Source organism: Micromonospora sp. NPDC005161 (assembly GCF_053599855.1).
Genome location: NZ_JBSFYQ010000079.1, coordinates 1 through 13802, shown reverse-complemented (window position 1 = coordinate 13802; position 13802 = coordinate 1). Strand labels below are relative to the sequence as shown.

Below are 13802 nucleotides of genomic sequence, written 5' to 3'. Positions count from 1 at the left end.
TGGAGGCGCGCACCCGTGCGTGGGCCGTTGACCGGCAGCGCAGCACCTATGTGCAGTCCTCGGCGTGGCTGACCGAGTGGAAGCGCACCGAGGAGTTGGCGTTCCTTAACGAGGTCAGCTCGGTGCCGTTGCAGCAGACGCTGCGGCACCTGCAAGCCGCGTTCGCCGCGTTCTGGGGCAAGCGGTCGCGCTACCCGCGTTTCAAGGCCAAGCGCAAGTCCCGGGCGTCGGCGGAATACACCCGCTCGGCGTTCCGCTGGCGTCACGGGCAACTCACCCTGGCCAAGATGGACGCCCCGCTGGGCATCGTGTGGTCGCGGCCCCTGCCCGAAGGGGCCGAACCGTCGACGGTCACGGTGTCCCGCGACGCGGCCGGTCGGTGGTTCGTGTCCCTGCTGGTCGATGACCCCACCGTCAAGGCACTGCCGCCGCTGTCCACGGTGGTCGGGGTGGAAGTGGGCATCACGAGCCTGCTCACCTTGTCCACCGGGGAGAAGATCACCAACCCGCGTCATGAGCGCGCCGACCGGCGCAAGTTGGCCAAGGCGCAGCGGAACCTGTCCCGTAAGGGCAAGGACACCAAGAACCGGGCCAAAGCCCGGCTTGCGGTGGCCCGCATCCACTGCCGCATAGCCGACCGGCGGCGGGATCACCTGCACAAGCTGTCGACTCGACTCGTCCGCGACAACCAAACGGTCGTGATCGAAGATCTCAGTGTGCGCAACATGCTGCGCAACCACTCGCTGGCCCGCGCCATTTCCGATGCGGCGTGGACGCACCTGCGCAGCATGGTCGAGTACAAGGCCGCCTGGTACGGGCGGCAGGTGATCGCCGCCGCCCGCAACATTCTCGCCGCCGGGCTGGCGGAGAGGTGAAACGCCTGTGGAGGGCCGATAAGACCCGACCCGCGAAAGCGGTGAAGGCGCGGCCCGGTGAAACAGGAACCCCCTCGGGTGACCGAGGGAATCCCCGCCCTTCAGGGCGGTGGAGGATGTCAACCGTTCTCCTTGGCAGTGGTTCGGTCCAGGGCGGCGTGCAGGAGCGGGGCCTGGCCCCAGGGAAAGACGCCGAGGGTCCGGCGGTGGTAGTCGAGGGCGGTGCCGACGGGCGTCGCCTCGGACACGGCGAGGGCGCCGCCGGTGAGTCGGCGGAGGGTGGCGTGCCAGGCCCGGTCGGCCATCACCCGGTGGGCGGGGTCGACCAGCCCGGCGTCGACAGCGCGCGGCACCACCCAGGCCAGGTACGCCGAGGTGCTCGCCTCGACCGGGGCGTCCGGGTCGTCGACCACCGTGGACCACTCGCCGTCGCGCTCGTGAGTGGCGAGCGCGTCGACCAGGCGGGTGAGCCGCTCGGCGAGCCCGTGGTCGGGGGCGTGGATCAGGGTGTCGGTGAGGCCGAGCAGCGCCCACGCCTGCCCGCGTCCCCAGGCGACGCCATTGCCCCGTTCGGCCCGGGCGTCGTAGCCGTGCTGGAACAGCCCGTGGGGCAGTTGCAGCGCGTCGGCGTACTCGGTGGCGTAGGTGACGGCCTCGTCGGGGTGGCCCAGTGTGGCGAGGGCGGGTCCGTCGGTGTGCATGCAGTCGACCCAGACCGTTGACGACCAGGGTGGCAGGTCGGGACGGTGCAGGCGAGGTCCGCCGGGGCGGGCCGGTCGGGCGTGCCGGACGGCGGCGAGCCAGCGGCGGCAGGCGTCCGTTACGTCGATGTCGGGTCGGCGGTCGGTGAGGGCGAGCAGCGCCTCGACCGCGATGAGGTGGTCGGTGGGGTCCGGCGGTGCGGTGAGCGACGGCGTTACGAGGTCGACCACCCGCTGAGTGAGGTCGGGGCGGTGCAGCGCGTCGGCGGCGCGGAGCAGGGCGGTGAGCGTACCGCCGATGCCGAAACCCCAGATCCGCGGCGTGGTGGCGGCGGTCGCGTCCGCGATCGCCGCCACCAGCCGGGTGTCGTGCTCGATGGTCACTTGATGAGGGCCTGCACCGCTCGGCCGGCCTCGCGCATCGCGTCCGCCGGCTTGCTCTTGCCGACCAGCACCGCCTGGACGTGTTCCGAGATGGCGGTCTCCATCTGGGCGTACTGGGGGTACTTCCAGAACGGGTTCGGGGTGGCGGTGGCGGTGATCCGCTCGCTGAACTGGGAGGTGAAGGCGTCGGTCTTCACCTGCTCGGAGGCCAGCGCCGCCGTGGTGGTGGGTGGCAGGGACAGGTCCTTGAAGTAGCCGAGGACGGTCTGCTCGTCGGACGTGAGCCACTTCGCGAAGTCGGTGGCGGTGTTGGCGCCCTCGCCCTCGACCACGACGACGGCGTGGCCCCACTGCACGGCCCGCGGCTTGTCGCCGGCGTTCTTCACCGGCCGGGCGATCGGGTCGAGCTTGTCCGCGATGGACTTGTCTGGGGAGCCCTTGACGACGAAGTCGCGGCCGACGATGGCGTCGTCGTAGATGGCGGTCTTGCCCTGGGCGAACAGGGTACGCGCGTCGACCCGCTCCACGTCCGGAGCGATGAGCTTGTCGTCGTACAGCTTCTTGTACCAGGCGACCGCCTCGATGCTGGCGTCGTCGCCGACGGTGACCTTGTTCCCGTCTAGCAGCGGGCTGCCGAAGGTCTGCATCCAGATGAGGATGTCCTTGAGCTGGGCGACCTTGGTGGACGCGGCGTACGGGATGACGCCGGTGCCCTTGAGCGCCCGCAGCGCGGCCTCGAAGTCGTTGATGGTGGTCGGCGCGGTGGTGATGCCGGCCTTTTGCATCAGGTCCCGGTTGGCGATCAGGCCGATGGCGGCGGTGGTCCAGGGCAGGCCGATCTGCTTGCCCTCGACCTGCCCCGAGCTGAGGGCGGCCGCCGTGTAGCCGGCGTCCTTGGCCACGTCACCGAGGTCGCGGAGCTTGCCGAGCGCGGCGAGGCCGGCGAGCCAGGCGATGTCCATCTGCGCGGCGCCGGTGAACTGCCCGCCGCGCACCTGGAGTGTGAGCTGGTTGAGGTAGCTGTTGTAGGCCAGCGGCACGCCGTTGACGGTGATGCCCGCCTTGCTGCCGTATCCGGTCATCAGCTGTTCGATCTTGGCCTTGGAGGCGTTGTCGGCCAGGCTCCAGGACGCGAACGAGAAGTTGGTGGCGGACTTGGCGGTATCCGCCTCGGGGGTGTCGGCGCTCGGTGCGCAGGCGGCCACGCCGCCCAGGCCGAGGGCGCCGGCGCCGAGTCCGACGAGGCGGAGCATGTCCCTGCGGGAAAGGTTGCTGTTCATTGCTGGACCTCCGGGACGGGTGGTGGTTATCCCTTGATGGCGCCGGCGGTGATGCCGCCGACCAGGAACCGTTGCAGCGCGATGAACGCGACTACGACGGGCAGGGACGCGATCAGGGACGCGGCCATGAGTTCGGCCCACTGCGCGGTCGCCTCGCCGAGGAAGGCGTTGACCAGGCCGGGTGGCAGTGTCGTCTTCTCGCGTCCGGCGAGGGTGAGGGCGAAGATGAAGTCGTTCCAGCCGCGGACGAAGGCGAAGAGACCGGCGGCGATGAGACCGGGCGCCGAAAGCGGCAGGATGACCGAGTGGATGGTGCGTAGCCGCGATGCGCCGTCGACGCGGGCGGCCTCGACGAGGGTGTCGGGGATGGTGTCGAAGAAGCCCTTGAGCATCCAGACGCAGAGCGGCAGCGTGAAGGTGGTGAACGACAGCACCAGCGCGGTGTAGGTGTCGAGCAGGTGGTAGGCGCTGAACAGGGCGTAGAGGGTGACCAGCAGCAGGGCCTGGGGGAACATCTGGGAGGAGAGCACGAAGTACATCAGGCTGCGCCGGCCGCGGAAGCGGAACTTGGAGAACGCGTAGCCCATGTACGCCGACACCACGACGCTCAGCACCGCGGTGACGATCGAGACGACCAGGCTGTTGACCAGGTACCGGGCCAGCGCGGGTTCGTCGGCGAGGCGGGTGAAGTTGTCCAGGGTGAGCTCGGTGGGGACGAACGACGGCGGGTAGCGGAAGGTCTGCTGGGCCGGGGTGAACGCGGTGACCAGCATCCAGTACACCGGCAGCAGCCCGAAGGCGCCGAGGACGACGACGGCCGTCCACGCCGCGGCGCGGGAACCGCGGCTCTCCCGTGCGGAGCGCTTCCTCACAGCTGTCCCTCCCGCTCGGACCGACGGACGTAGACCGCGACCATGACGAGGAGCAGCACCATCCAGAGCAGGCCGAGCGCACCGGCACGGCCGAGGTCGAAGCCCTGGAAGGCGGTCTCGTAAACCGCGGTGGCGAAGGTTTCGGTGGCGCCGGCGGGGCCGCCGCCGGTCATCACGTAGATCAGGTCGAAGTGCTGGAAGTTCCAGATCAGTTCCAGCAGCAGGACGATGCCGATGATGCCGCGCAGGTGCGGCAGAGTGACGGCGAAGAACCGCTGGACCGCGCCGGCGCCGTCGGTCTCGGCTGCCTCGTGCAGCTCGACCGGTACGGTCTGCAGCCCGGCGAGGATCATCACCATGATCCACGGGAAGCTCGCCCAGGTTTTGGCGACGATGACCGCGGTCATCGCGGTGCCCGACCCTGCCAACCAGGCCTGTGGGGCGTCGATCAGGCCGAGCGCCTCCAGCGCGCCGTTGGCGAGGCCGTAGTTCGCATTGAAGATCCACATCCAGAGGAACGACACGACGACGCTGGGCACCAGCCACGGGATGAGCAGCAGGCCGCGGAGGGTGGCGCGGCCGCGGATGCGGGTGTTCAGGGCGAGCGCGAGGGCCAGGCCGACGAGGAACGGTGCGATGGTGGCGCCGACGGTGAAGACCAGCGTCTGCCGCAGCAGCCGCCAGAAGTCGCCGCCGAGCAGGTCGGTGATGTTATCCAGCCCGACGAAGGTGCGGCCGGGTTCGACGAGGCTCTGCTCGAAGAACGCGGTGACCAGGGAGGCGACCAGTGGGTAGACGACGATCGCGGCGAGCATCGCCAGGGCGGGGAGCATGAGCAGCGCGGCGAAGGCGCCGTCGCCGAGTGACCGGGGCGGGCGGTTGCCGGCCGGCGGGGACGCCGGCGTGCGGCCGGTGGTGTCCGGGTGGGCGGTGTCGGTGCTCATCGGACGGCCTGCATTCGGCTGGGGATGCGGTCGGCGGGGCCGAGGTAGCCCAGGCCGGTGCTGATGGCGTCGGCGGCTTCGATGACCATGCGGGACAGTTCGGCCTCCCGGGTGTCCAGGGCGATCGCGGAGAGCGGTCCGGAGACCGACAGCGCTGCGCAGACGGTGCCGGTGTGGTCGAGGATCGGGGACGCGATGCAGGCGCGGCCCAGCGCCAGTTCCTCGACCTCGGTGGCGTAACGGCCCTGGGCGGCCTGAGTGACGGCCTCGTCCAGCGCGGCGTGATCGGTGATGGTGGACGGGGTGTACGCGCGCAGATCGGGCAGGAGTGCCCGGCGCTCTTCGGGGTCGGTGCCGATGAGCAGGCACTTGCCGATGCCCGTGGCGTGCAGCGGGTTGTGCTGGCCGATGAGGACGAACGACCGCGGGGCGAGGGTGCCCTCGAAGTTGCACAGGTAGAACAGCGTGGCGCCGCGGCGGACGGCGACGTTGGCGCCGAGGCCGAGTTCGGCGGCGAGGTTCTGTGCCCGCTGGCGGGCCTCGCGGTGCACCGGGTGGCTGTTGAGCGCGACGCCGGCCATCGTGATGAGCGCGGGGCCGAGTTGGTATAGGCCGCTGACCTGGTCGCGCTGCACGAGGTCGCAGGCCTCGAGTGTGGCCAGCAGGCGGGACGCGGTCGACTGGCCGAGGCCGGCGTGACGGGCGACATCGGAGACCCGCAGCGCGGGCTGGCCGCCGAGGAAGGCGTTCAGCACGGCGGCCGCCTTCTCGACGCTCTGGTTGGTGCCCTGATCACTCGCCACCGGCATCTCCTTCTGGACGTCCCATCCATTGCTGTGCCAGAGTGACCCCCATGCTGCATCGTGTCAACCGTCCATTGCATGCGAGTTGCAGAACCGCGCCACGGGGGCGGTTCTGTGACATTTGAGCCTGCATTCCTGCCCTTCGGGGGCCCGACGGAGGTCGACGGCCACGGCCACCCGGACGGGCGGCACCTGCTCAGCGCGGCGCTGCCGGCGATGACGGGCAACTACGTGGTCCGCACCGCCGTGCGGGTGCCGGAACCGCGCCACGGCACCGGTGTCAGCACCGCCGAACTGCGGGTCAACGCCGACGCCGAGCGCTGGTACGCGATCCGGCTGCGGATCCGCACCGGCGTGCGGTACCTGTCGGTGCTCCGGCACGCCGGCGGGCGCGACGATTTGCTTGCCGACGACATCGTGTCCTTCGACTTCGGGCGGTATCTGCCCGTCGAGGTCACCGTCGTCGACGGCCGGCTCACCGTCACGGTGGATGGGCGCACCCCGGTGATCGTCACCGACCCGGAGCCGCTCGACGGCGGCGGGGTCGGCGTCGGGGCCACCGGGATGGCCGCCGGGTTCGCCCCGGTGCAGGTGGTCGACCTCGGCCCAGGTACGCCGCCTGCCGCCGACCGCGCCGACACCGCCAGCCCGGACCTGACCAAGGCGGTGGTCGAGCCGTACGCCGCGGTCGAGGGGGCCGCGCACCGCCTGGAGATCGCCGCGCTGCGGTGGGACGGCGGGTCCGGGTACGCCGCCGACCTGTCCATCCGGGCGGACGGCGGCTGGGAACCGGTGGGCGGCGACCGGTTCGGCGAGCGGTGGCTGGTGCTGCACGGCGGCGGCGGTAGCCGCCGGAATCCACAACGGACACTCGATCGGCACCCGGTGGCGCTCGACCAGGTCGAGCTGCTCGGCCCGGACGCGGTCCGGCTGAGCGGTGGCAACCCAGAGCTGTTCTCCCTCACGGTCACCTGGCGGCTGGCCGGGCCGCACCCCACGGTGGACATCGAGCTGATCCCGCAGGTCGACGGCAGGTTCGTGATCGCCTACCGGGCCTTCGCCGCCGCACCCGTCGACGAGATCGACGAGGTGCTGTGCGGGCCACTGCGGCACGCCCGGATGGTCGGCGGGCCGGCGTCCGTCGGGCGCGACGAGCTGTTCGCGCCGCTGTGCCTGGTGCAGCGCGGCCCGGTCACCACCGGGCTGTTCGCCCCGGCCGCGGAGCTGCCGTTCGAGTACGAGTCGGCGCGCGGCGACGACGACCAGCCGTTCGGGATGAGCCTGGGCACCCCCGAGGGCACGGTGCAGCCCACTCTCTACGCCCCGCAGTACGGCCGGCGCGCCGACCGGCGCGCCGGCGAGCCCTACCGGTTCACCGTCGGGGTGTACGCCGGCCATGCCGAGCTGTATGACGCGTACCGCGACCTGCTGCGCGGCGAGTACGGCTACACCGCGTACCGGCGCAACGTCCACGCCTCGCTGACCGACACCGTGCACAACCTGATCGACCTGATGAAGGCCGGCCCGGACACCGACGACCGGGTCGACTACCAGGGGTCACCGAGCGGCTGGTGGAGCCGGGCGAAGGGCTTCATCGACATCGAGAACGACCAGGCCGTCCGCGCGACCACCACCGTAGTGCTGCTCGGCGCCTACCAGCTGACCGGCGACGACGAGCTGTACGACACCCGGGCGCTACCGACGGCCGAGTTCCACTTGTCCCGCAACGGGTACGGCTGGACGCCACGCGAGGACGCCACTGTCTACGGTGACCCGACGAAGCACCAGCTGTGCGGCACCCCGTTCGGCGCGCCCGCCCTCGGCCCCCTGTACGCGCTGTCCCGGGGCACACTCACCGCCGCCCGAGAGCTCGCGCTCTCCTCGCTCGACACACAGGACTACTGGCTCAAGCGCACCCCGATGAGTGAGCCGCTGGCCGCGTACCGGATGACGCGGGATCCGAAGCTGCGGCAGCAGGCCGAGGAGGCCGCCGAGCGGTACATCGCCGAGGAGCTCGACCAGCCGTACGGCGGCGCGGCCGACCCGCACGACTTCGCCATCTACTACTGCCGCGCCTGGGTCGAGCTGCTCGAGATGTTCGAGGAAACCGGCCGGCGGCGCTACCTGGACGCCGCGTACCGGGAGGCGAAGCGGTTCGTCACCATGGTCTTCGCCCGCCCGGTGCCGGACGGCCCGGTGCCCGTGCCGCAGCGACCGCTCTTCGTCGACCGGCAGATCGAGCTCACCGGCTGGTGGGACCCCGCCGCCCTGCACGACTATCCGGCCCGCGACGTGCCCGACGAGGTGGTGCCCGCCTGGCAGGTGTCACCGACCGGACTGAGCATCGAGGCGATGAACACCTACCGGTTCAACGGGTTCACCCTCAACCCGGCGTGGGCGCCGTTCCTGCTCCGCCTCGCCGCGCACACCGGCGACGACCTGCTGCGGGACGTGGCGCACAACGCGCTGGTCGGCCGGTTCACCAACTACCCCGGCTACTACTACCGGCAGCTGACGGTCCACCACCTGCGCCCGGACTTCCCCTGGACCGGTCCGTTCGGCAACACCACCATCTACTACCACCACGCACCCGCCCAACTCGGCATGGCCATCGACTACCTGATCGCCGAGCACGAGACCCGCTCCGGCGGCGCGATCGCCTTCCCGGCCGAGTTCGAGCAGAACTACGTCTGGTTCGTCTACCGCGTCTACGGCCACCGGCCCGGCCGCTTCCACGGCGAGGACGGCGTCTGGCTGTGGCTGCCCAAGGGCCTGGTGCGGCTGGACACCGAGCAGGTCAACTGGATCGCCGCCGAGGGCGGGGACCGGCTCTGCGTCAGCCTCACCAACGCGTCGGCCACCCCGACCACGGTCACCGTCACGCTGGACGCGGCACGGGTGCCCATGACGGCCGCCACCCCGTACCGGGCGACGGTGATCCGCGACCGCTGCGCACCGGAGGAGGCGACCGTGGTCGACCACCAACTCACCGTCGAGGTGTCCGGGCACGGCATCACTGCGATCGTCGTACATGGCGTCGGCCCGCTGGACGTACCGCTGCACCGCACCGACGCGGCGCCGGTCGGCGCGCACCACTTCGACGACGGCCCGGTGGGTCCGGTGCGCGGCATCTTGATCCCCAAGCCGGACGGCAGCCGCTACCACGCCTACGTGCAGGCAGCCCACCGCGAGCCGGCGACCCTGCACTGGTCGCTCGACGACGGCGCCACCTGGCGGCAACTCGACCGCACCGTGCACCCCAACGAGTGGACCGTGCCCGTGGACGACCTGTCCGCAGCGTTCACCTACGTCGTGCAGATCGGCGACCGGCGGTCCCGGCCGGTGCGGCTGGCCTGCGGAGAGGAGGCGTGATGCGGGTCCGCGAGGTGCGCACCCACGTGCTGAAGGTGCGCGCTGACGAGGCGTACCTGGGGCCGAAGAGCGACGGAAGCGCCATCGGCGGCGGCTACGAGGTCCGCGAGCCGTGGCGCAGCCTCTACTCGTCCCGCTACGAGACGCTGCTGGTGGAGGTGTTGGCCGAGGACGGCACCACCGGCTGGGGGGAGGCCCTCGCGCCGGTGGCGCCGGAGGTGCCGGCCGCCGTGGTCGACCTGCTGCTCGCGCCGGTGCTGGTCGGCATGGACGCCACCGCGCCGCGCCCGGCCTGGTACCGGCTGCGCGACCTGATGCGCGAGCGCGGGCACCTGGTCGGCCACCAGGCCGACGCGCTCGCCGCCGTGGACATCGCGCTCTGGGACCTCGCCGGACGGCTGACCGGGCTCGGCGTCGCCCAGCTGCTCGGCGGCGCGTTCCGCACCCGGCTGCCCACGTACGTCTCCGGACTGCCCCGCCCCACCGACCCGCAGCGCGCGGCGCTGGCCCGGAACTGGGCCGAGCGGGGCGCCGCCGCGGTCAAGCTGCACCTCGGGCACGGCGTCGCCGCCGACCTCGCCACCGTCGACGCGGTCCGCGAGGCCGCGCCCAGCCTGCGCATCGCCGTGGACGGGCACTGGGCGTACGGGGTGGACGAGGCAACCGCGCTGGCGCGTGGTCTCGCCGATCGCGGCGCGTGGTTCCTGGAGGCGCCGCTTGCCCCAGAGGACGTCGCCGGGCACGCCGAACTCGTCAGCCGCGCCACCGTGCCGATCGCCGTGGGCGAGACGCTGCGCAACCGGTACGAGTTCGCGCAGTGGCTGGACGCGCGGGCGTTGCGGATCGCCCAGCCGGACGTGGCCCGTACGGGCATCACCGAGGCGATGGCGATCGCCGAACTGTGCGCCGCCCGGCACGTGCCCGTCGCACCGCACCACTCGGTCGGCATGGGTGTCTCGCTCGCCGCCGGCCTGCATGTCGCCGCGGCGGTCGCCGACCTCGCCGCGTTCGAGTACCAGCCGACCTCCACCGAGGTCGGATCCCGCATCCTCACCGGGCCGGTGCCCGTGCACCCGGCCGCGTTCGATCTGCCCGCGGGTCCCGGTCTCGGCGTCGATGTCGACGCCGAGACGGTTCGCGCCCTGGCCAAGGAGTCCTGAGTGCCCCACACCGTGCACGGCCTCGTGCCGATCCTCGCCACCCCGTTCGGGCCCGACGGCGCCCTCGACCTGCCCAGCCTGCGCCGGCTCACCGAGTTCCAGCTCGCCAGCGGCGTCACCGGCGTCGCCGTCTTCGGCATGGCCAGCGAAGGCTTCGCGCTCACCACCGAGGAGCGGGCCCGGATTCTCGCCACCGTCACCGAGGTGGTCGCCGGCGCGGTCCCAGTCGTCGCCGGGGTCAACGGCACGTCGACGGTGACCGCGATCGAACAGGCCGGCGCCGCGGTGGCCGGCGGCGCGACCGCGCTGATGGTGCTTCCTCCGTTCATGGTGAAGCCGACCTCCGACCAACTGCTCGCCTTTTACGGCGACGTGGCCGCCGCTGCCGGGGTCGAGGTCATGGTCCAGGACGCGCCCGGCGCCACCGGCGTGACGATGCCGCCCACCCTCATCGCCGAGCTCGGCAAGCTCGACGGCGTCACCTCCGTCAAGGTGGAATCGCCGCCGACCGCGCCCAAGGTGGTCGCGGTGGTCGCCGCCCGCGCCGACGACCGCTTCGCCGTGCTCGGCGGCCAGAACGCCCAGTTCTGCCTGGAGGAGTACGCCCGCGGAGCGATTGGCACCATGCCCGCCTGCGAGTTCCCCGACCTGCTCGGCCCGGTGCTCGCAGACTGGCAGGCCGACCGGCACGCCGACGCCCGCGCGGGCTTCGCCCGGCTGCTGCCGCTGATCCTGTTCGGCCTGCAGCAGGGCATCGCCTGGGCGGTGCACAAGGAGGTGCTGGTGCGGCGTGGCCTCATCGCCGACGTTACCGTCCGCTCGCCGGCCCGCCCGCTCGACCCGGCCAGCCGCGACTCACTCGCCACCATCCTCGCCGACCTTGGGCTTGCCCGGTGAGCGGACGCGGCATCCTCGTCATCGGTGCCTCCTCGCCGATCGGCACCGCGATCGCCCGCGCCTTCACCGAATCCGGCGATCGCGTCGTGGGCGTCTCCCTCGAACAGCACAGCGACCCCGCCTTCGCGGCGGAACTGGTGGCCGACTGCGCCGACCCGGAGGCTGCGGCCCGCGCCGTCGCCGATGCCCACCGCACCCTCGGCCGGCTCGACGTGGTGGTGCCCGCCGCCGCGGTCATGCCCGTCGCTCCGGCGACGCGGACCACCGACGCGCAGTGGCGGGCGGCCCTCGACGCGACCCTCGGCTCGACGTTCTACGTCGTCCGCGCTGCCCTGCCCCTGCTGCCGCGCGGCGGCGCCGTCGTCGCGGTCAGCTCCGTCAACGCCACCGTCGCCGCGCCCGGCCTGCCGGGCTACGCGGCCGCGAAAGCTGGCGTGGAGGGACTCGTCCGCCAGCTTGCGCTCGAGTACGGTCCCGCGGGCATCCGCGTCAACGCCGTCGCCCCCGGCATGATCGGCAAGGCCGACCTGCCCTCGGTCACCGAGGGCTACCCACTGCGGCGGGTCGGCCGACCCGACGACGTCGCCACCGCCGTGACGTTCCTCGCCTCGCCGGCAGCGGACTTCATCACCGGCGTCGTGCTGCCCGTCGACGGTGGCCTGTCGATCGCCTCACCAGCGGCGTGGCTCCGCCCCGACCTGCGAGCGAGATGGCTGTGACATCTGGGGACTGGGCGGTGCTGGCTGACCTGCGCTGTGAGCTGGGGGAGTGTCCAGTCTGGGACGAGGCCTCGGCCCGCCTGCACCTGGTGGACATTGACGACCGACGCCTCTGGGCCCTCGATCCCGCCGCCGGCACCGCCTCCGGCGCGACCTGCGACCGGCCGGTCACCGCCCTAGTGCCGCGGGCCGACGGGGGATGGCTCGGCGTCTCCGGGCGGGACATCGGCACCCTCGACCCGGACGACGGAACCTTCCAACCTCTGCTGTCCCTGCCCGGGCCGCCCGACCTGGCACTGAACGACGCGGTGTGCGGACGCGACGGCAACCTCTACGTCGGGTCGATTGACCGTACCCGGGCCGAACGCGCCGCCCTGTACGTGGTGGAGCCGGACCTGAACCATCGCATCCTTGCCGGGCACGTGGGCGCATCCAACGGCGTCGACACCAGCCCGGGCGGGCGCCTCCTCTACCACGCTGACAGCTTCGCCGACACGGTCACCCCGCGTACGGGCCCGAAGGCCGTCCCGTTGCCGCAGTGCGGGTTGGCACCCCGACGGGATCGCCGTCGACGCCGACGGCGGGGTCTGGGTGGCCTCGTGGGGATCCGGCATGGTGTTCCGCTACACGCCCGACCTCGCTCCGGACCGCACGCTACGCCTGCCCGCGCCCCTGGTCACGAACATGTCGTTCGGCGGTCCCGGCTATCGATGGATCTTCGTCACGACCGCCCGGTCGGACGGCGCCGAGCTGTCCGGAGCCGTGTTCACCGCGGACGTCGGCGTAGCCGGTCTTCCGGCCGCCCGCTTCGCCGTCCAGCGCTGACGGCCGCGCCTTCCGACAAGGTCGCCGGGGCGCCGGATACGCCGGGGCGGGCGGCGCTGGCGAACGCCACGACATGACCGAAACTGTCCACCGAGCCATGGCTTCGATCTCCGTCGGACACGCCGCCGTGCGGCGCCGTCGTTCCTGAGCTGTATCACGTGCCGCTCGCCCGGAGATCTGGTCGGGTAGGTTCGTCGATGGCGGTACCGGTACGTGCGGCCCGTGCGGCGCCCCAGTCGTACAGGGCCTGCAGCACCGGGACCAGGCTGAGTCCAAACCCCGGTGGGCAGCCGATGAGAGAGCCACCCCGCCGGTCACCTCGACCAAGCCTGGCCGGGCTGCGGTCGTACCACCAGTAGATAAGTAGCCGCCGAGCGAGCGCGAACTACGGAGTATCACGGCAGGCGGATCGAGCCGGCGTCCGGTCGTGTCGATGTGAGCGGGTTCGTCGCTGGTTGCCGCGACCGACGCTGTCGCCGGCACTACGGGCCGGGTCTGCCGACATTCGATGGGACGACTCCTAAATTGGGGGCTCGATCCGTAGCTGCTCGTGGATCTGCCTGTGCCACGCTCCGGCCCCGGGCGTACGGAACACCGCGGCGTGAGGCCGGGTGTGCGTGGGAGCGCTGATCGACGTCCCCGTATGTAAACTGCCCCGATGCTGGCGGCGTTGAGCAGGGAAGGGCGCGTCCTGCGAGGTGCGCCGCTCCTGTGGCTGCTTCCGGTGCTGGCCGGAAGGGTATGGCGAACTGGCGGCCGTCGGCCTGGTGGTTGGCGTGCTGGCGTACGCAATCCTGGCCTACCTGGCCGGGTCGGCGGTGTTCCGCAGCCGACTCCGACGTCGAGCAGCGGCTCACGCCCGGCCCGGGAACGGCCGGCGAGCCCCAGGCCTGCACCGGCCAACCCCAGGCCGATCAGGGCGGCGATGTCCTCCAGGAACACCGCCTTGATGGCGGTGTTGGGCGTGCGC

The 13802-nt window shown here is 71.9% G+C and carries 11 protein-coding genes and 1 pseudogene; 7 read left to right on the top strand and 5 right to left on the bottom strand.

The window, feature by feature from the left end; all coding sequences use genetic code 11:
• A partial coding sequence (locus ACWD5O_RS35575) for an RNA-guided endonuclease InsQ/TnpB family protein (RefSeq protein WP_450088003.1) occupies positions 1–875 on the top strand: 875 nt, incomplete at its 5' end.
• Positions 876–994: 119 nt separating this feature from the next.
• On the opposite strand, the gene ACWD5O_RS35570 is transcribed toward ACWD5O_RS35575, so the two are convergent.
• From ACWD5O_RS35570 to ACWD5O_RS35550, 5 genes are read right to left on the bottom strand one after another with little or no spacing between them, the layout of a single operon-like run.
• Positions 995–1960 carry a glycoside hydrolase family 88 protein gene (locus tag ACWD5O_RS35570; RefSeq protein WP_450088002.1) on the bottom strand — a complete coding sequence of 322 codons (966 nt, stop codon included), beginning with the start codon at positions 1958–1960 and terminating at the stop codon, positions 995–997.
• The gene (locus tag ACWD5O_RS35565; protein WP_450088001.1) at positions 1957–3240 is read right to left on the bottom strand and encodes an extracellular solute-binding protein; all 1284 of its coding nucleotides are present in this window, start codon (positions 3238–3240) and stop codon (positions 1957–1959) included. The genes ACWD5O_RS35570 and ACWD5O_RS35565 overlap by 4 nt, the downstream gene beginning before the upstream one ends.
• A 26-nt stretch (positions 3241–3266) precedes the next feature.
• Positions 3267–4112, bottom strand: a complete 846-nt coding sequence (locus ACWD5O_RS35560) for a carbohydrate ABC transporter permease (RefSeq protein WP_449940661.1) — start codon at positions 4110–4112, stop codon at positions 3267–3269.
• Positions 4109–5056 (bottom strand): carbohydrate ABC transporter permease, encoded by a 948-nt coding sequence (locus tag ACWD5O_RS35555; RefSeq protein WP_449940664.1) that lies wholly within the window; start codon positions 5054–5056, stop codon positions 4109–4111. Before ACWD5O_RS35555 ends, ACWD5O_RS35560 begins: the two co-directional genes overlap by 4 nt.
• Entirely contained in the window at positions 5053–5859 is an 807-nt protein-coding gene (locus ACWD5O_RS35550) for an IclR family transcriptional regulator (RefSeq protein ID WP_449940667.1), read from the bottom strand. Before ACWD5O_RS35550 ends, ACWD5O_RS35555 begins: the two co-directional genes overlap by 4 nt.
• A 114-nt stretch (positions 5860–5973) precedes the next feature.
• On the opposite strand from ACWD5O_RS35550, the gene ACWD5O_RS35545 reads away from it, so the two are divergent.
• The 6 genes and pseudogenes from ACWD5O_RS35545 (at position 5974) to ACWD5O_RS35520 (ending at position 12832) form a co-directional block, all read left to right on the top strand.
• The gene (locus ACWD5O_RS35545) at positions 5974–9231 is read left to right on the top strand and encodes a hypothetical protein (RefSeq protein ID WP_450088000.1); all 3258 of its coding nucleotides are present in this window, start codon (positions 5974–5976) and stop codon (positions 9229–9231) included.
• On the top strand, positions 9231–10391 hold the full coding sequence (locus ACWD5O_RS35540) for a mandelate racemase/muconate lactonizing enzyme family protein (protein WP_450087999.1): 1161 nt from the start codon (positions 9231–9233) through the stop codon (positions 10389–10391). Before ACWD5O_RS35545 ends, ACWD5O_RS35540 begins: the two co-directional genes overlap by 1 nt.
• Entirely contained in the window at positions 10392–11288 is an 897-nt protein-coding gene (locus ACWD5O_RS35535) for a dihydrodipicolinate synthase family protein (RefSeq protein ID WP_450087998.1), read from the top strand.
• Positions 11285–12007 (top strand): SDR family NAD(P)-dependent oxidoreductase, encoded by a 723-nt coding sequence (locus tag ACWD5O_RS35530; RefSeq protein ID WP_450087997.1) that lies wholly within the window; start codon positions 11285–11287, stop codon positions 12005–12007. Before ACWD5O_RS35535 ends, ACWD5O_RS35530 begins: the two co-directional genes overlap by 4 nt.
• Positions 11998–12495, top strand: a pseudogene (locus tag ACWD5O_RS35525) (SMP-30/gluconolactonase/LRE family protein); the annotation flags it as partial. The gene ACWD5O_RS35530 and the pseudogene ACWD5O_RS35525, both read left to right, overlap by 10 nt.
• On the top strand, positions 12419–12832 hold the full coding sequence (locus ACWD5O_RS35520) for an SMP-30/gluconolactonase/LRE family protein (protein ID WP_450087996.1): 414 nt from the start codon (positions 12419–12421) through the stop codon (positions 12830–12832). The pseudogene ACWD5O_RS35525 and the gene ACWD5O_RS35520, both read left to right, overlap by 77 nt.
• The last annotated feature ends 970 nt before the right edge of the window (positions 12833–13802 follow it).

Excerpts from the sequence above, each read along its gene's own strand:
- ACWD5O_RS35540 (WP_450087999.1), top strand. The coding sequence starts at position 9,231 with ATGCGGGTCCGCGAGGTGCGCACCCACGTGCTGAAGGTGCGCGCTGAC.
- ACWD5O_RS35555 (WP_449940664.1), bottom strand. The coding sequence starts at position 5,056 with ATGAGCACCGACACCGCCCACCCGGACACCACCGGCCGCACGCCGGCG.
- ACWD5O_RS35565 (WP_450088001.1), bottom strand. The coding sequence starts at position 3,240 with ATGAACAGCAACCTTTCCCGCAGGGACATGCTCCGCCTCGTCGGACTC.